16 protein-coding genes are annotated in these 16,040 nt (G+C 65.8%); 8 read left to right on the top strand and 8 right to left on the bottom strand.

Going from position 1 to position 16,040, the window contains the following annotated elements; translation table 11 throughout:
• Nucleotides 1–7: 7 nt before the first annotated feature.
• The 3 genes from ACNI3R_RS06915 (at nucleotide 8) to ACNI3R_RS06905 (ending at nucleotide 2,505) form a co-directional block, all read left to right on the top strand.
• Nucleotides 8–1,276 carry an MFS transporter gene (locus ACNI3R_RS06915; protein ID WP_426181103.1) on the top strand — a complete coding sequence of 423 codons (1,269 nt, stop codon included), beginning with the start codon at nucleotides 8–10 and terminating at the stop codon, nucleotides 1,274–1,276.
• Nucleotides 1,273–2,163, top strand: a complete 891-nt coding sequence (locus tag ACNI3R_RS06910; RefSeq protein ID WP_426181101.1) for a GntR family transcriptional regulator — start codon at nucleotides 1,273–1,275, stop codon at nucleotides 2,161–2,163. The genes ACNI3R_RS06915 and ACNI3R_RS06910 overlap by 4 nt, the downstream gene beginning before the upstream one ends.
• 66 nt (nucleotides 2,164–2,229) lie before the next feature.
• Nucleotides 2,230–2,505, top strand: coding sequence for a hypothetical protein (locus ACNI3R_RS06905; RefSeq protein ID WP_426181099.1), 276 nt, complete (start codon nucleotides 2,230–2,232; stop codon nucleotides 2,503–2,505).
• A 14-nt stretch (nucleotides 2,506–2,519) separates the two neighbouring features.
• Here the strand turns inward: ACNI3R_RS06905 and ACNI3R_RS06900 are convergent, their stop codons facing one another.
• The 4 genes from ACNI3R_RS06900 to ACNI3R_RS06885 all read right to left on the bottom strand — a co-directional run bounded on the left by ACNI3R_RS06900 (nucleotide 2,520) and on the right by ACNI3R_RS06885 (nucleotide 4,540).
• Complete coding sequence (locus tag ACNI3R_RS06900; RefSeq protein ID WP_426181097.1) at nucleotides 2,520–3,293, bottom strand: DUF6065 family protein; 774 nt, start codon at nucleotides 3,291–3,293, stop codon at nucleotides 2,520–2,522.
• A 134-nt stretch (nucleotides 3,294–3,427) separates the two neighbouring features.
• Nucleotides 3,428–3,676 carry a GlsB/YeaQ/YmgE family stress response membrane protein gene (locus ACNI3R_RS06895; protein WP_165324875.1) on the bottom strand — a complete coding sequence of 83 codons (249 nt, stop codon included), beginning with the start codon at nucleotides 3,674–3,676 and terminating at the stop codon, nucleotides 3,428–3,430.
• Nucleotides 3,677–3,850: 174 nt separating this feature from the next.
• A complete protein-coding gene (gene sciP / locus ACNI3R_RS06890) occupies nucleotides 3,851–4,150 on the bottom strand; it encodes a CtrA inhibitor SciP (RefSeq protein ID WP_426181095.1) in 300 nt (99 codons plus the stop codon).
• A gap of 111 nt (nucleotides 4,151–4,261) precedes the next feature.
• A complete protein-coding gene (locus ACNI3R_RS06885) occupies nucleotides 4,262–4,540 on the bottom strand; it encodes a hypothetical protein (RefSeq protein ID WP_426181093.1) in 279 nt (92 codons plus the stop codon).
• 212 nt (nucleotides 4,541–4,752) lie between these two features.
• Here ACNI3R_RS06885 and mnmA point away from each other — a divergent pair, with 212 nt between their 5' ends.
• Nucleotides 4,753–5,877 carry a tRNA 2-thiouridine(34) synthase MnmA gene (gene mnmA, locus ACNI3R_RS06880; RefSeq protein WP_426181091.1) on the top strand — a complete coding sequence of 375 codons (1,125 nt, stop codon included), beginning with the start codon at nucleotides 4,753–4,755 and terminating at the stop codon, nucleotides 5,875–5,877.
• 15 nt (nucleotides 5,878–5,892) lie between these two features.
• Here mnmA and ACNI3R_RS06875 read toward each other — a convergent pair whose 3' ends face one another.
• Genes ACNI3R_RS06875 through ACNI3R_RS06860 form a run of 4 tightly spaced genes read right to left on the bottom strand, consistent with a single transcriptional unit; the run spans nucleotide 5,893 to nucleotide 9,583 of the window.
• The gene (locus ACNI3R_RS06875; RefSeq protein WP_426181089.1) at nucleotides 5,893–6,687 is read right to left on the bottom strand and encodes a PhzF family phenazine biosynthesis protein; all 795 of its coding nucleotides are present in this window, start codon (nucleotides 6,685–6,687) and stop codon (nucleotides 5,893–5,895) included.
• Nucleotides 6,684–7,574, bottom strand: a complete 891-nt coding sequence (locus ACNI3R_RS06870; protein ID WP_426181087.1) for a cation diffusion facilitator family transporter — start codon at nucleotides 7,572–7,574, stop codon at nucleotides 6,684–6,686. The genes ACNI3R_RS06875 and ACNI3R_RS06870 overlap by 4 nt, the downstream gene beginning before the upstream one ends.
• A gap of 10 nt (nucleotides 7,575–7,584) precedes the next feature.
• Nucleotides 7,585–8,238, bottom strand: coding sequence for a pyridoxamine 5'-phosphate oxidase (gene pdxH, locus ACNI3R_RS06865; RefSeq protein ID WP_426181086.1), 654 nt, complete (start codon nucleotides 8,236–8,238; stop codon nucleotides 7,585–7,587).
• Nucleotides 8,201–9,583: an aminotransferase-like domain-containing protein gene (locus ACNI3R_RS06860; RefSeq protein WP_426181084.1), complete on the bottom strand. Its 1,383-nt coding sequence runs from the start codon at nucleotides 9,581–9,583 to the stop codon at nucleotides 8,201–8,203. Before ACNI3R_RS06860 ends, pdxH begins: the two co-directional genes overlap by 38 nt.
• Before the next feature lie 117 nt (nucleotides 9,584–9,700).
• On the opposite strand from ACNI3R_RS06860, the gene ACNI3R_RS06855 reads away from it, so the two are divergent.
• From ACNI3R_RS06855 to ACNI3R_RS06840, 4 genes are all read left to right on the top strand, one after another.
• Entirely contained in the window at nucleotides 9,701–9,868 is a 168-nt protein-coding gene (locus ACNI3R_RS06855) for a hypothetical protein (protein ID WP_426181082.1), read from the top strand.
• 1 nt (nucleotide 9,869) lies between these two features.
• Nucleotides 9,870–10,481, top strand: a complete 612-nt coding sequence (locus ACNI3R_RS06850; RefSeq protein WP_426181080.1) for a LysE family translocator — start codon at nucleotides 9,870–9,872, stop codon at nucleotides 10,479–10,481.
• 52 nt (nucleotides 10,482–10,533) lie between these two features.
• Complete coding sequence (locus tag ACNI3R_RS06845) at nucleotides 10,534–12,642, top strand: prolyl oligopeptidase family serine peptidase (protein WP_426181078.1); 2,109 nt, start codon at nucleotides 10,534–10,536, stop codon at nucleotides 12,640–12,642.
• A gap of 81 nt (nucleotides 12,643–12,723) precedes the next feature.
• Nucleotides 12,724–16,035, top strand: coding sequence for a transglutaminase family protein (locus ACNI3R_RS06840; protein WP_426181076.1), 3,312 nt, complete (start codon nucleotides 12,724–12,726; stop codon nucleotides 16,033–16,035).
• The last annotated feature ends 5 nt before the right edge of the window (nucleotides 16,036–16,040 follow it).

Here is a 16,040-nt window from a genome sequence, read left to right as displayed (position 1 = left end):
GAGCGCGATGACCGCCTTGACCGACAGTTCAGCCCAGAAACCCCTCGCGCCGAGAGACGGCGTTGCAGGGTGGACCGTGGTGGCCGGCTCGATGGTCGGGCTGGCCGTCGGGCTCAGCCCCTTGCCCTTCTATACCATCGGGATGTTTGCGCCCGAGCTCCAGCGCGAGTTCGGCTGGAGCTTCGCGTCTTTGATGGGCTCCATCACCGTGCAGTCGGTGGTGGTGATGGCGACCGGTCCGATCGCGGGCTTCGCCGTCGATCGCTACGGCGCGAAGCCGGTCGCGCTCATCTCGCTCCTTCTTTTCGGGCTCACCTTCATGAGCCTCGGTCTCAGCGGCGGGAATATCTGGATCTATTATGGGCAGTGGGTGCTGATGTCGACGCTCGGCGCGGGCACGCTGACGGCGACCTGGATGCACAGCGTCAATGGCTGGTTCGAAAAGCATCGGGGCCTCGCCATCGGCATCGCCAGCACCGGCACCGGCATCACCGGCTTCCTGATCAAGCCCTTCGCCGCCTGGCTGATCGGCAGCTATGGCTGGCGCACGGGATTCTTCGTGATCGGGGCGCTTCCGATCGTCATCGGCATGCCGGTCGTTGCGGCCCTCTTTCGCGAACGCACGAGCGCGGCGGGCGCAGCAATTCTCTCGACGACGGGAGAGGCGGTCGTGGAGGCCGGGCTGACCGTGCGCGAAGCGCTGCACGACCGCCGCTTCTGGATCATGACCTTCGCCTTCCTGCTGATCGCCTTCGCCCTGACCGCGCCGACGCCCAATCTCGAAAACATCTTGCGGACCCAGAAATTCTCGCTGGCTGAAATCGGCTCGATCACAGCCGGCTTCGGACTTTCCGTCATAGCGGGGAGGATTGCCGGGGGCTGGCTGCTCGATCGCTTCTGGGCACCGGGCTGTGCGCTCGCCATATTGATCCTCCCGATGATCGGCAGCTACATGCTGTCCCAGCCGGGAATCGACGCCAGCCATGCGGCCCTTGCAGTCGTCACGCTGGGCCTTGGCGCAGGCTTCGAGTTCGACCTTCTGGCCTATCTGATCGCCCGCTATTTCGGGCGGCGTGCCTATGGAATGATCTACGGCACCTTCTACACCGTGATCGCCTTTGGTGGCGGGATGGGGCCGGTGATCTATGGCCGGGTCTTCGACGCGACCGGGCGTTATGATGCCGCACTGCTGTCGGGGATCGGTTGCCTGTTCGTCGGGAGCCTGTCCTTGCTGGCCATGGGGCGATATCCCCGCTGGTCGCAGGATGCTGCATGACCAAGCTGATCGAAGCCGCCAGCCTCGGCTATGTGCTCGGCCAGGCCGACCCCGCGAGCGACTTGACTAAGCGCGGGCGACCTCCGAAGAGCGGCCAGCCGGATCAGCGGAACGTGGCTTTCGCCACGCTCGCCACCAGCAGGGGAGGGATAGTGCTCGATCGCCAAGGCGCAGTGCCGCTCTATCACCAGATCTATCTGAGCCTGCGCGACGAAATTCTTTGCGGACAACGCCCTTATGGCAGCGTCCTGCCGACCGAGCAGGAACTGTCCGCCCATTACAGCGTCTCGCGCATCACCGCCCGCCGCGTTCTGAACGATCTGGCTGATCAGCATTATGTCGAGCGCCGCCGCCGTCTGGGCACCCGGGTGATCTTCAAATCGCCGGCCAAGCCGATCGAAGCGAACATCGACCAGGCTGTGGACAGCCTGATGGCGCTGGGCGAGGGCACGACCGTCAACGTGATCTCTGTCGAGCATCGCGCAGCGACCGACATCATCGCCAATGCCCTGAAGATCGAAGAGGGCGCCGACGTCATCCGCGCCGTGCGCGTGCGTTGTCTCGAAGGAATCCCGATCGGCTATATCGTCAGCTATGTGCGCGGCGAACTGGCGGAGGTGATTTCCGAAAAGACCCTGCCACGTGCGCCGCTGCTCAAGCTTCTCGACGAAGCCGGCCATCACGCCGAGCGCGCCGAACAGACGATCGGTGCCATGCTCGCCGACCCGTCACTGGTCGAGGCGCTGAACGTCGAGCCGATGTCGGCCATCCTGCGCATCACCCGGACCGTTTATGACAAGAATGATAGACCGTTCCTGCGGACCTATGCGCATTACCGGTCCGACCGCTTCCATATCAGGCTCGACCTCCAGACGCCTGCCGGCTGATCGTCCTGGTTGGCCTTGTGGTCGGGTGTCGTTAGTCTCGTTCCAGCCATGGCGTACCGAACCCTGATGATGATCGCATTGGCACCTGCGCTCGCCGGATGTAGTGCCGGGCTGGCCGAGTGCGAGCGCGAGGCCAGGTCCACGCTGCCGGAGCAGGCGGGCTATCAGCGCATTTCTGCGCGCGAGGAGCCTGGTGAGACGCCCGCGATGACCTACTGGATCATCGAATATCTCGTCACCGATCCGGGCGGAGCGCAGCGACGCGAATATGTCCACTGCGCCTATATGCGGGATATGGAAGACGCTCAGGTTCAGCGCCTTGCGCCGCCTCGCGCGCGCTGACGCTGGCCCCTTTTCTAGCTGCCATTACCCTCGCCGGTGCCCGGCGCGATCGAAAAGGGTTTGAGCCTGATCTTCGTGCGATGATCGTCCGACGCCACGTCTCCCCCGCTGACGGTCTGGCCGCGATAATAATGTTTCTGCCACTTGTCGCCGCTGGTGGGCGAATTGGGGTCCTTCAGATCGCTGAGAAAGCCGGCGCGGCTGGCGGACCAGGCCTTGAACTCGGCGTAGAGTTCCGGATCGTCCTCGATCGCGCGGAACTCTGGATCGAACCGTTCGATATCGCCGCGCCGTATCGGGTAGATATGGCAGAAGACTTCGCCGGGATCGAAGCGGATCACGCTGTTCGGGCGGGTGAATTGCCAGTTCATGGTGAAGGTGAAGGGCGTCCAGTCGGTTTCCACGACACCTGACAGCGGGGCGATCGCATCCTTCGGGCGGTTGATCGGCCCCTGCACCATCAGGTCGTAGCCAGGCTCGGTCCGGAACACCGCGTTGACGTGGAAGGTGACGATGCCGTGACCGAAATGGCTGATCGCGGGCACTTCGCCGGCAACATCGGGGGTGATGGTGATTGCGTCGAGCCCCGGTTTGCCGTTCCACCAGGCCGAGAAGCCCTGGGTGCAGAGCAGCTCCCAGCCATGGGCGTTGGCGATGTTCAGGGGCAGGCAACGATAGGCATAGCGCTGGCTGGTGGCGTCCATCCAGTCGCGTTCATGCGGCGCAGGACGGATCGCGAAGGGCTTGCGTGGAAGGCCGTAAGCCGTGAGCTTGGCGCGGTCCGCCATCGATATGCCCCCTGAGTCCGTTTTCGCTGATGCGTTCGGTCTTCAGTAGAGCGACACGGGCGGTCTTGGAACCGTCGAGATGGGGCAGGACGAGATAAGCAAGCGGCCGGCGCTGGGCCGGCCGCTTCATGCCCTCAGCGGACGCTGCCGCGACGGATCAGGTTGACGATCGCGAGCAGGATGACCGCGCCCAGGAAAGCGCTCAGCCAGCCATAGATCCCGCCACCGCCCAGCGTCGGGCCGAACAGCACGCCGCCGATGAACGAGCCGATGATGCCGACGACGATGTTGAGGATGATCCCCTGCTGCCCATCGGTGCGCATGACGATGCTGGCGAGCCAGCCGATGATGCCGCCGACGATAAGAAAGATGATGAAGTCGATCACGATGTCCTCCTGCGTGCCGTTACGGGTCCGGTCCCCGCCGGATCTCCTGCCGACACTACGTGTATCGGCGCAGCTTGTTCCGTTCGGTAACATGGAGGAAGCATCGGGAAACACAAGAAAAGTGCCCACTCCCGATGGAAGCGGGCCCCGATGCGTACCGGTGCGATACGATCAATATTTCTGTTGTCGTTCGTAGAGGGTCTTATAATGCTGGATCCGCGTCACGCGGAGGCCGGGCATGCCCGACCGTTCCACCGCGCGTTGCCATCCGGCGAATTCCTCCACGCTGAGGCCGTAGCGTTCACACGCTTCATCGACCGTCAAAAGGCCTCCGCTGACTGCGGCCACGACTTCAGCCTTGCGGCGCACGACCCACCGCGTCGTGCCGGCCGGAGGCAGACTGTCGAGCGTGAGCGGTTCGCCGAGAGGACCAATGACCTGATGCGGGCGGATCTTCTGATTCTCAAGCATGCGATACCTCGAACATGGTCCGTCGACCGTGACTGTTTCCCCGCAGCCGTCCTAAAGGGGCGGCTCCAAAGGAAAGTTTTCGCGGTAAGGTAAATGCGGTGATCATGATGTTCACCGCGCTCTTCCGCTGAAAAGCGCAGCGGCAGCTGCATGAAAGCTGCCCTGCGCATTACCCATCGCCGCTGACTGCCCTGGCCCCGCAAGCAGGACGGCGACTGCTGGATGAACCGGATCGATCTGCTCCTCATGGATATCGTCGGACAGGGCCAACCGCGCGGTGGGTGTGGCAGCCTGATGTTCGGCGATGAGGGCGCAGAGCGTGGTGAAGTCCAGCGGAGCTTCGACCGATTGGGCTGTATCGATGCGGAATTCGTTGATGTTGATCTTCATTCCGGCACCTGCCCATTTCCGTGACACACCAAGGAACGGCGGGGCGGAGCGAATCTTTAGGGCTGAAACGAACTTTCCGACCCGGAGTTTTGCGGAGTGCATCGGCAATGGGGGCTTGATCGTCCGCATTTAGGATATTGATTCACCGCCTTTTCTTGAAAAAGCCCCGAAATGCGCTGCCGAGCCGGGCCGGTTCTGCTATGCGCCCGCCGATGGACGCGGAATTTCAGCTCGAAAAGGCGGTCGACGGCTCGCTCAAGGGGCGTCGGATCGTCGTCGCCATGTCCGGCGGCGTGGACAGTTCGGTGGTCGCTGCGCTCGCGGCGGCAAGCGGTGCCGAGACGATCGGGGTCACGCTCCAGCTCTACGACCATGGTGCCGCCGTCGGACGGACCGGCAGCTGCTGCGCGGGGCAGGATATTCGCGACGCGCGCGCCGTCGCCGATCGCCTGGGTATCGCCCATTATGTGTTCGATTATGAAAGCCGTTTCCGGGATTCGGTCATCGCCGACTTTGCCGACGAATATGCGGCGGGACGGACGCCGATCCCCTGCGTGCGCTGCAATCAGGGGGTGAAGTTCACCGACCTGTTCGGCATCGCCCGCGACCTCGGCGCCGACTGTCTGGCGACCGGTCATTATGTGCGCCGTATGCTGGGTGAGGGCGGACGCCCCGAATTGCACCGCGCCGCCGATCCTGCCCGCGACCAGAGCTATTTCCTGTTCGCGACCACGCGCGACCAGTTGGACTTTCTCCGCTTTCCGCTGGGCGGTATGCCTAAGCCCCGCGTCCGCGAGATCGCGGCCAAGATCGGCCTGGGCGTCGCGGCCAAGCCCGACAGCCAGGACATCTGCTTCGTGCCCGACGGCGATTATGCATCGATCGTGAAGAAACTGCGCCCCGAGGCGGCCGAGGAGGGCGATATCGTCGACCTGTCGGGCAAGGTCGTCGGCCGTCATCGCGGGCTGATCCATTTCACCGTCGGGCAGCGACGCGGCATCGAGATCGGCGGTAGCCCCGAGCCGCTCTATGTCGTCCGGCTCGAGCCGGCGACCAAGCGGTTGATCGTCGGCCCACGCCGCGCGCTGGCGGTGGCGGCGGCGCGGCTCGAGGATATCAACTGGATCGGCGAAGGCCATGAAGGCCCGATCACCGCCAAGGTGCGCTCGCTGGCGAAGCCGGTCCCTGCGCGCTTCGACGATGGCCTGCTCAGCTTCGACCAGCCCGAATATGGCGTCGCGCCGGGGCAGGCAGCGGTGCTCTATGCCGGCAACCGCGTACTCGGCGGCGGCTGGATCGCCGAAACCGTGTCGGCCCGGCTCATGGACGCCGCCTGATCCTGTCGTGCCGGCTCACGCGAGGGTGAAGCTGCCTTCGATCACCGTCACGCAGGTGCCACCGAGATAGACCCGGTCCCCGGCGAGTTCGACGTCGAGATGACCGCCCCGCGCCGACGCCTGATAGGCGGTGAAGCGGGTGCGACCGAGCCGCTCCGCCCAATAGGTGGCGAGCAGGCAATGGGCCGAGCCCGTGACCGGATCCTCATCGATGCCCGCGCCCGGCGCGAAGACGCGGCTGACGATGTCGGTGCCGTCTCCCGGCGCTGTCGCGATGAACAGGATGTCGCCAAAGGCGCGCATGGCCCGGAAGTCGGGATCGAGCGCGCGGATTGCGGCTTCGTCGGCAAAACGGAACAGCGCATAGCCACCGTCGCGCCACAACGTCTCTTCCGGCATCGTGCCGAGGGCCGCCGCCTCGGCCGGCAGATCCTTCGGGGTCATCGACCAGGCGGGCAGAGCGAGGCGATAGCCCTCGCCGTCACGGTGGACCTCCAGAACGCCGGCCTGCCGGGTGGCGAAGCGCACCGCCTCGGGGGCACCGTCCCGCGACAGCAGGGCGTGGCCGGTCGCGAGCGTCGCATGGCCGCACAGCGCCACCTCGACTTCGGGCGTGAACCAGCGCAATTCGAAATCGGCTTCCGGCCCTGCCCAGGGAACGATGAAGGCGGTCTCGGCCAGGTTGTTCTCCGCCGCGATCGCCTGCAGCGTCGCATCGTCGAGCCAGGCTTCGAGCGGCATGACCGCCGCCGGATTGCCGGCGAAAGGGCGATCGGCAAAGGCGTCGACCTGCTGAAACGGAATTTTCATGGGCAGATATCCTCGGATCGTTCGCGATGCCCGGCGGGGTCGGGGTGGATCAGTATCTCGACGCCGGGAAAGGCCTCGCGCAGCTTGGCCTCGACCTCGTCCATCACCCGGTGCGCCTCGCCGACGGTCATGTCGGGATCGACCCAGACGTGGAACTGCACGAAGTCCTTATGCCCGGCGGTGCGAGTCTTGAGGTCATGAATGCCGTGGAGCTCGGGGTGGCGCTCGGCAACCGCGATGAAGGCGCGCCGACGCTCTTCGGGCCATTCGCGGTCCATCAGCTGGTCGATCGCTTCGCGCGACGCACCATAAGCGCCGTAGAGAAGCCACAGCCCGATCGCGACGCCCGCCACCGCATCGGCGCCGGCGAGGCCCAGCTTCGCCTCGATCAGCAGCGCGGTGATCACGGCGGCGTTGAGCAGCAGGTCGCTCTGATAGTGGATCGCATCGGTCCCGATCGCCACCGATCCCGTCCGTGCAATCACCCGGCGCTGATAGCTGACCAGGGCGAGGGTCAGGAACAGCGCGACGATCGACACCCAGATGCCCGCGGTAGCATTGGCCGGTCTCTCTCCGGCCGCCAGTTGCTGGACCGAGTGGAGGATGATCCAGAAGGCCGACAGGCTGATCAGCACGACCTGGAAGAAGGCCGCGATCGCCTCTGCCTTGCCATGGCCGAAGCGATGCTGGCGGTCGGCGGGCATCGCGGCGAGCCGGACGCTGTAGAGCGTGACCAGCGATGCGATCAGGTCGAGCACCGTGTCCGCCAGCGAGCCGAGCACGGCGGCCGATCCGGTTTGCCAGCTGGCATAGCCCTTGAGCAGGATCAGCGTCGCCGCGACAGACACCGACGCCATGCCGGCGCGGACATTGGGCGACAGGCTCATGCGATATCGCTCATGGGTAGAGCATGCCTTCGCTCCAGCCTTCGCCCTCGCGCAGGAACAGACGGCGTTCGTGCAGGCGATGGGGGCGATCCAGCCAGAATTCGATCCGCTCGGGTACCACGCGAAAGCCCGACCAGTGCGGCGGCCGCGGCACGGGCTGCCCCTCGAAGCGGCGCACCATCTCGTCATAGCGCGCCTCGAAGGTCTCGCGGCTGTCGAGCGGGCGCGATTGCTCGGACGCCCAGGCGCCGAGCTGGGAATCCCGGTGCCGGGTCGCGAAATAGGCGTCGCCTTCTTCGGGGCTGACCTTCAGCACCGGCCCTTCGATGCGGACCTGCCGGCGCAGCGATTTCCAGTGGAACAACAGGGCCGCGCGGCCGGTCTCGAGGATCTGGCCGGCCTTGCGGCTTTCATAGTTGGTGTAGAAGACGAAGCCGCGCGCATCGTGGCCCTTGAGCAGGACCATGCGGACCGACGGCTGCCCGTCCTGTCCGACGGTCGCCACCGCCATCGCTTCTGGATCATTGAGTTCGCTGGCCTTGGCCTCGGCGAACCAGTCGGCAAACAGAGCAAAGGGATCGGTGGTCATGTTGTGCTGGTCCAGGAGAATCGGTGAAGAAGCGGCCTCATACCACGGCGGCGGCCGGCTCGGGGTGATCCGCATCAAGTCCTGTGGCAAGGCGTTCAAGCGCGGTCCGAAGCTGGTTTCGGTCTGGCGCCGGTCCAAGGCACAGGCGCACGCCCGATATGAGTTGCGGCTCGATCAGCGGCGCCGAGGGTTGGGTCACCTTCACCCCGGCACGCATCGCCCGCGACGCAAAGCGTTCGGCGGCGAGTTCGGACAGGGGCAGCCACAGATGCGGGCAGCGGCGATCATCCGGTGGAACGAAGGCAGCGCCCAATATCTCTCGTGCGATCGCTCCGCGCGCCGTCAGTTCTTCCGCGGTTTCCGCCATGATGTCGTCCGCGCTGCCGTCCTCCATCCACTGGCAAGCGATGGTCGGGCCGATCGCGCAGGGCGCATAGACATGGGCGCGAACCTGGCGGAGCACCCGATCGAGCAGGTCGGCATCGGGCAGGATCAGATAGCCTGTGCGCAGGCCCGGTGCGAGCGCCTTGGACGTGCCGTTGATGTAGAGGGTGCGCTCGGGCGCGTAGCTGGCGAGCGGCGGGGGTGCGAAGCCGGCGGCGAAGGCCGAGTAGAGGTCGTCCTCGACGATCCACAGCCCGTGCTTGCGCGCCAGCGCAGCGATATCGCGCCGCCGCGCGTCGCCCATCGTCCGTCCCGTGGGGTTCTGGAGCGTGGGCATGGTGTACAGCACCCGGGCGCCGCTCTGGGCAGCGCGTTCGAGCGCTTCGGGCTTTATACCTTGCTCGTCCATGTCGAGACCGACCAGCTTCAGGTCGCAGCTCTGGGCGATCGACCGCACGCCGAAATAGGTGGCGGATTCGGTCAGAACCGTGTCGCCCGGCCGGCACAGTGTGCCAAGCGCATAAAGCATCGCCTGCTGCGCGCCGTCGGAAATCACCATGCGATCGGCACGCGCATCGCCGAGCCCGCCGATGCGGCGGATCCAGGCGGCGGCCGCCTGGCGGTGGCGCTCATGACCGGCGGGCGGGGCATAGTCGAGCAGCAGGCCGGTGTCGGCCCGACGCGACAGCTTCGCCAGCGTTGCCGCGAAGCGTCGCTGGGCGGGGGCTGAGGGGGGCAGATTCTGCGCAAGGTCGATCGCGCCGCCATCGGGATCATGGGCGGAAGCGCTCGGGGCGCTGCGGTCGGCGACGAAACTGCCGCGTCCGACGGTCGCACTGAGCAGACCCTGCCGTGCCGCCTCGCCATAGACCGCGGTCACCGTACCGATGCCGATGCCCAGCCGGTGCGCCAGCTCGCGATGCGGTGGCAAGCGCGTGCCCGGCGACAGGGTGCCATTTTCTATGTCCCGCCGCAGTGCACCGAGCAGGCGGCCCGATACGGTCGGATGTCCTTCGTCGAGAGTCGGGATCCACATGGCGTTGCCTATAATGTCATTGTGACAAAACTCGAATTGAGAATCGTTACAATAGGTCGCAATGGCCTCGTGTCAATCCGTTGCAAGCCGACTCGGAAAGGGTTGAAGGAGGTCAACATGCTGCGCGTCACGATCATGGCTGTCGTCACATTCTGGCTGGTTGGATCGATTGCCGTCTGGGCGTCGTCGCATCTGGCCGTCGCAGCAAGCTCGGCGACCGGGAAGTCTCCGCAAGAAAAGATGGCGGACGCAAGCTATCGCGTCGCGCGACAATTGGGACGGTGACATGACGCCCGAATTGCTGATTGCCCTTGTGACATTCTGCTTCGTCTCGAGCGTGACACCGGGGCCGAACAACATGATGCTGCTGTCGTCGGGCGCCACCTTCGGCTTCCGCCGCACCGTACCCCACATGATCGGGATCAGCTTGGGATGCGTCGTGATGATGTTGCTGCTCGGCTTCGGGCTGGCCGGTATCATCGGGCGCTTTCCCTGGCTGTATCGCGCCCTGCACATCCTGTCCGCCGCCTATCTTCTTTATCTGGCGTGGCGGATCGCGACGTCGGTTGGGGTCGGCGGGCGGTCGGCGAGTGCGCGGCCGCTGACCCCGCTCGACGCGGCGGCCTTCCAATGGGTCAATCCGAAAGCCTGGGCAATGTGCCTTGGCGCGACCACCAGCTTCGCCCGGCCCGAACATTTGACCGGCGACGTCATATTGATCGCGACCGTCCTCGCGCTGGTCGGCTTCCCCGCGATTACCTTATGGGCCGGCGGAGGAACGGTGGTGCGCCATCTCCTCGACCGACCCAAGGCGTTGCGGGCGTTCAACCTCGTGATGGCGGCTCTGCTCGTGGCGTCGCTCGTGCCCGGCCTGATCGAACTGGCCGAAATGGCTTGATCGCAACCATTTGGGGGGACATTCTGACACATCATTGTCGAAGGTCCCCCCGATGAAATCCTTCCTTTCGTCCGGTTCAGCCCTGATCGGTGCGTCGCTTTTGGCCGGCTCTGCGCTCGCGCAAACCGCCAGTTCCGCCGACCCCTACATGGCGCTCGAACAGGTCGACGGCGCAGCGGCGCTCGCGCAGGTCCGCCAGTGGAACGACCGCTCGCTGGCCGAGCTCGAAAAGCAGCCGGGCTTCGAAACCTATCGCAGCCGGGCCCTTGCGCTGCTGTCCGACCGCCAGAAAATCGCTGCGCCGGACCGGCTGCTGGCGGGGCGGGTTCTCAACTTCTGGCAGGACGCCGATCATCCGCGCGGCCTGTGGCGGATCGCCTCGGTCGAAGGCTTCGTCGCGGGCAGGCCCGAATGGCGGACGCTGATCGACGTCGGTGCGCTCGGCAAGACGGAGGGGCGTAGCTGGGCGTTCAAAGGCGCGACCTGCCTCGCCCCCGCCTATGTCCGCTGCATGGTCGCCCTGTCCGACGGCGGCGGCGATGCCGTGGTCGAGCGCGAGTTTGATCTCGATCGCGGGGCCTTCGTAGAGGGCGGTTTCATCGTGCCCGAGGCGAAGACGAACCTCGCCTGGGACGGCGCGGACGCGCTTTATGTGGCGACCGACTTCGGCGACGGCAGCAAGACCGACTCCGGCTATGCGCGTCTCGTCAAGCGCTGGACGCGGGGAACGCCGCTGGCGTCGGCCGTGCTGGTGGCGGAAGGCGAAAGCACCGACGTCTCGATCAGCGCGCGGAGTTCCCATGACGGCAAGCGCAGCTGGGCCTGGGTCGATCGCCGTACCGACTTCTTCCATGGGACGATCCGCCATGTCGCGGCCGACGGACGGCTCGTGGCGTCGCCGCTGCCCGACGATGCCGAGGTCAACGACGTGATCGATGGCCGGCTGATCGCGACGCTCAAGAGTCCGTGGGAGGGCCGGCCGGCGGGCGCACTTGTCGCCTATCCGATTGCCGATCTGCTGGACGGCCGGAAGCCGGCGATCGAGACCGTGTTCGTTCCCACGGCACGACAGGCGATCGAGGAGGTCGAGACTGGCGGTCAGGTGATCTGGATCAAGCTGCTCGACGATGTGTCGGGCAAGCTGGTTGCAGTGCGCCGGGGCGGGGAGGGGCGCTGGACGGCGACGACGGCGGCGTTGCCCGACAAGGCGACCGTCCACATCCGGGCAGTCTCCGGCAAGGACGATCGCGCCTTTGCAACGGTCGAAGCGATGCTGACCTCACCTGCGCTCTATGTCGCGTCGCCGACCGGCAAGGCAGAGGTCGTGCAGGCGCTCAAGCCTCGCTTCGATGCCACGGGCATGACCGTCGAGCAGCGCTTCGCCACCTCCAAGGACGGCACTCGCATTCCCTATTTCCTCGTCCGCAAGGGCGGCGCGAGCGGACCGGTGCCGGCGCTCGTCCATGCTTATGGCGGGTTCGAGGCGGCGCAGACGCCCGTCTATCTGGTCAACGAACCCTATCGCTCTGGTCCGGCCGCGCTGTTCTGGGTCGAGGACGGCAATGCCTATGTCCTCGCCAATATAAGGGGCGGCGGCGAATATGGGCCGGCCTGGCATCAGGCCGCGCTGCGCGAGAAGCGGCAGAATGCCTATGACGATCTTTACGCCGTCGCCGAGGATCTGGTGAAGGCCGGGATCAGCGAGAAAGGGCGGATCGCGGTATCGGGCCGGTCGAACGGCGGCCTGATGGCGGGCGTCGCGATGACCCAGCGGCCCGACCTGTTCGGTGCGGTCGTGATCGGTTCACCTTTGCTCGACATGAAACGCTATTCGCACCTGCTCGCGGGCGCCTCCTGGATGGGCGAATATGGCAATCCGGACATTCCCGCCGACTGGAGCTTCATTGCGCTCTATTCGCCCTATCAGGCGCTGAAGGCGGGCGTGAAATATCCGGTGCCCTTTCTCTACACCTCGACCCGCGACGATCGGGTCCATCCGGGGCACGCCCGCAAGTTCGCGGCCAAGATGGAAGCGATCGGTGCGCCCTTCCTCTATTTCGAGGCGCTCGAAGGCGGACATGCGGCGGGTGTCGAGCCCAAGGAGGACGCGCTGCGCGCCGCGCTGGTGACGAGCTACCTCAACCTGCAACTGCCGCGCTGACGGATCGCGGCAGTTGCGCGCAACACAGGCGTCATAACTCTTCATTGCACTGCACAACGGGATGTGCTGACACTTGTCGCTATGATTCAGGCGGCTTTGCATCACCAGACGGTCTATCGTTACGACCGGCCCGTTTCGCTGGGGCCGCAGGTCGTGCGGTTGAGGCCGGCGCCGCACAGCCGCACCGCCGTCAACAATTTCTCGCTGCGCATCACGCCCGAAAGCCATTTCATCAACTGGCAGCAGGATCCGCACGGCAACTGGCTGGCACGACTCGTTTTTCCGGAGAAAACGACCGAATTCTCGGTCACGGTGGACCTGATCGCCGATCTGGTGGTGGTCAACCCGTTCGATTTCTTCGTCGAGGATTATGCCGAGACGCGTCCTTTCACATATGACGAGCGGATCGCCGCCGACCTCGCGGCCTATTTCGACCAGGAGCCGCAGGGTCCGCTGTTCGAGGCTTTCGTGGCGCAGTTCGCGAATGTCGAGAAGAGAACGATCGATTTTCTCGTCGACCTCAACGTCGCGATCAACCAGCGGGTCGGCTATGTCATCCGCATGGAGACGGGTGTGCAGACGCCCGAAGAAACGCTCCAGATCGGCACCGGCAGTTGCCGCGACTCCGCGTGGCTGCTGGTACAGGCTGCGCGCAGGCTTGGTTTCGCGGCGCGCTTCGTGTCGGGCTATTCGATCCAGCTGACGCCCGACATCGTTCCGATCGATGGTCCGAAGGGTGTGTCCGCCGACGTCTGCGATCTGCACGCCTGGGCCGAAGTCTATGTGCCGGGCGCAGGCTGGATTGGCATGGACGCCACGTCCGGCATGTTCGCGGGCGAGGGGCACATACCACTGGCGGCGGCGCCGCATTTTCGGTCGGCTACCCCGATCGAGGGCTTCCTGCTCGAGCCTGCTCATGTCGACTTTCACTTCGACATGTCGGTCCAGCGCATCGCCGAGGCGGTGCGCATCACCAAGCCCTTCACCGAGGATCGCTGGTCGGCGCTCGACGCGCTGGGCGAGAAGGTCGACGCTGATCTTGTCGCGCAGGACGTACGGCTGACGACCGGCGGCGAGCCGACCTTCGTCGCGCTCGACGATCCCGAGGCGCCCGAATGGAATGGCGATGCGGTCGGCCCGACCAAGGCGGGCTATGCCGACCGGCTGATCCGCAGGATGCGTGAGCGCTTTGCCCCGGGCGGCATGCTCCATCATGGGCAGGGCAAATGGTATCCCGGTGAAAGCCTGCCGCGCTGGGGCTATTCGGTCTACTGGCGCACCGATGGCATTCCGGTGTGGAAGAACCCCGCGCTGATCGCTGGCGATACTACCGGGCACGCCATCGGCGAGACCGAAGCCGAAGCCTTCCTGGCGGCGCTCGCCGACGATCTGGGCGTGGGTGCCGAGATGGTCGTGCCGGCTTTCGAGGACCCCGTGGAATGGTCGGTCAAGGAAGCGCAGCTTCCGGCCAATGTCGATCTGACCGACCCCAAGATCGACGATCCCGAGGCGCGCGCGCGGATGGTCAAGACCTTCGAGCGCGGCCTGAGCCGGCCTACGGGCTTCGTTCTTCCGATCCAGGCGTGGAATGCGGCGCAGGCGCCGACGCCCGGCCGCTGGCGGTCGGAGCGGTGGCAGCTGCGGCGTGGACGGCTGTTCGTGGTGCCCGGCGACAGCGCGATCGGCTATCGGCTGCCGCTCGGTTCGCTGCCTTTCGTGCCGCCGTCCGACTATCCCTATCTCCACCCGCGCGACACGACCGAGCCGCGCGAGCCGATGCCGGACTTCTACCAGCAGCGCACGCAGACGGTCGCGCCCGCAGCCGACGGGCAGGCGCGACAGGACCGGCAGGAGCAGGTTCCGATCGAGGGCGCGGTCCGGACGGCGGTAACGGTCGAGGCGCGTGAAGGCCATCTCGCGGTCTTCCTGCCGCCGACGGAGCGGTTAGAGGACTATCTCGATCTGGTCGCGGCGGTCGAGGCCACCGCCGCCCGCACGCAGCTGCCGATCCGGCTCGAAGGCTATGCGCCGCCGCCCGACCCGCGCCTCAACGTGCTGAAGATCACCCCTGATCCCGGCGTGATCGAGGTCAATGTCCAGCCGGCGTCGAGCTGGCGCGAGACGGTCGAGATCACCACCGGCCTCTACGAAATGGCCCGCGAGATCGGGCTCACCGCCGACAAGTTCATGGTCGACGGGCGCGCGATCGGAACCGGTGGCGGCAATCATATCGTGCTCGGTGGCCGTTCGGTCAACGACTCGCCCTTCATCCGCCGGCCCGATCTGTTGAAGAGCCTGATCCTTTACTGGCAGCGGCATCCGTCGCTCAGCTATCTCTTCTCCGGGCTGTTCATCGGTCCGACCAGCCAGGCTCCGCGCATCGACGAGGCCCGCCATGACGGGCTGTACGAACTGGAGATCGCACTGGCGCAGGTGCCGGGGCCGGGCGAGGGCGCGCCGCCCGCGCCGTGGATCGTCGACCGGCTGTTCCGCAACCTGCTCGTCGACGTGACCGGCAATACCCACCGGACCGAGATCTGCATCGACAAGCTCTTCTCGCCCGATGGCCCGACGGGGCGACTGGGGCTGGTCGAGTTTCGCGGATTCGAAATGCCGCCCGAACCCCGGATGAGCCTCGCCCAGCAATTGCTGCTTCGCGCGCTGACCGCCTGGCTGTGGCGCGAGCCGCAGAAGGGTGGGCTGGTTCGCTGGGGCACGGCGCTGCACGATCGCTTTCTGTTGCCGCATTTCGTCTGGGCCGATTTCATGGAGGTGCTGTCGGATCTGCGCCATGCGGGCTACGACTTCGATCCCGCCTGGTTCGAGGCGCAGCGGCAGTTTCGCTTCCCGATCCATGGAACGGTATGCGCGGGCGGCGTGACGCTGGAAATTTCGCACGCGCTCGAACCCTGGCATGTGCTGGGCGAGACCGGCGCGATCGGCGGTACCGTCCGCTATGTCGACAGCTCGACCGAGCGGTTGCAGGTCCGGGCGACCGGGCTGGTGCCGGGGCGGCATGTGATCGCGGTCAACGGCCGTGCCGTCCCGATGACGCCGACCGGGGTGCCGGGCGAGGCGGTCGGCGGGGTGCGTTACAAGGCGTGGAAGCCGGCCAATTGCCTGCATCCGCTGCTGGAGGCCGATGCGCCGCTAACGTTCGACGTGCTCGACCGCTGGAATAACCGTTCGCTAGGAGGTTGCGTCTATCATGTCGCGCATCCCGGGGGACGCAATTACGACACCATGCCGATCAACGATCTCGAAGCGGAAGCGCGGCGCCGGGCCAGGTTCCAGGACCATGGCCACACGCCGGGCACGGTCGCGATACCGATGGCGGAGAGGCCCAGCGAATTTCCGATGACGCTCGACCTGCGCGCGCCACCGATCTTGTAGGGGCC

Source organism: Rhizorhabdus antheiae (assembly GCF_049889055.1).
GTDB lineage: Bacteria > Pseudomonadota > Alphaproteobacteria > Sphingomonadales > Sphingomonadaceae > Rhizorhabdus.
Note: the sequence above shows the minus strand (reverse complement) of the source record. Positions and strands in the feature narration are given on the sequence as shown.

Bases quoted from the DNA above. Each gene is read 5' to 3' on its own strand.
- ACNI3R_RS06875 (WP_426181089.1), bottom strand. From the start codon at position 6,687: ATGAAAATTCCGTTTCAGCAGGTCGACGCCTTTGCCGATCGCCCTTTC.
- ACNI3R_RS06885 (WP_426181093.1), bottom strand. From the start codon at position 4,540: ATGAAGATCAACATCAACGAATTCCGCATCGATACAGCCCAATCGGTC.
- ACNI3R_RS06855 (WP_426181082.1), top strand. From the start codon at position 9,701: ATGCTGCGCGTCACGATCATGGCTGTCGTCACATTCTGGCTGGTTGGA.
- ACNI3R_RS06915 (WP_426181103.1), top strand. From the start codon at position 8: ATGACCGCCTTGACCGACAGTTCAGCCCAGAAACCCCTCGCGCCGAGA.
- ACNI3R_RS06870 (WP_426181087.1), bottom strand. From the start codon at position 7,574: ATGAGCCTGTCGCCCAATGTCCGCGCCGGCATGGCGTCGGTGTCTGTC.
- mnmA (WP_426181091.1), top strand. From the start codon at position 4,753: ATGGACGCGGAATTTCAGCTCGAAAAGGCGGTCGACGGCTCGCTCAAG.
- ACNI3R_RS06840 (WP_426181076.1), top strand. From the start codon at position 12,724: ATGATTCAGGCGGCTTTGCATCACCAGACGGTCTATCGTTACGACCGG.
- ACNI3R_RS06900 (WP_426181097.1), bottom strand. From the start codon at position 3,293: ATGGCGGACCGCGCCAAGCTCACGGCTTACGGCCTTCCACGCAAGCCC.
- pdxH (WP_426181086.1), bottom strand. From the start codon at position 8,238: ATGCGGATCACCCCGAGCCGGCCGCCGCCGTGGTATGAGGCCGCTTCT.
- ACNI3R_RS06860 (WP_426181084.1), bottom strand. From the start codon at position 9,583: ATGTGGATCCCGACTCTCGACGAAGGACATCCGACCGTATCGGGCCGC.
- ACNI3R_RS06905 (WP_426181099.1), top strand. From the start codon at position 2,230: ATGATGATCGCATTGGCACCTGCGCTCGCCGGATGTAGTGCCGGGCTG.
- ACNI3R_RS06850 (WP_426181080.1), top strand. From the start codon at position 9,870: ATGACGCCCGAATTGCTGATTGCCCTTGTGACATTCTGCTTCGTCTCG.
- ACNI3R_RS06910 (WP_426181101.1), top strand. From the start codon at position 1,273: ATGACCAAGCTGATCGAAGCCGCCAGCCTCGGCTATGTGCTCGGCCAG.
- ACNI3R_RS06845 (WP_426181078.1), top strand. From the start codon at position 10,534: ATGAAATCCTTCCTTTCGTCCGGTTCAGCCCTGATCGGTGCGTCGCTT.
- sciP (WP_426181095.1), bottom strand. From the start codon at position 4,150: ATGCTTGAGAATCAGAAGATCCGCCCGCATCAGGTCATTGGTCCTCTC.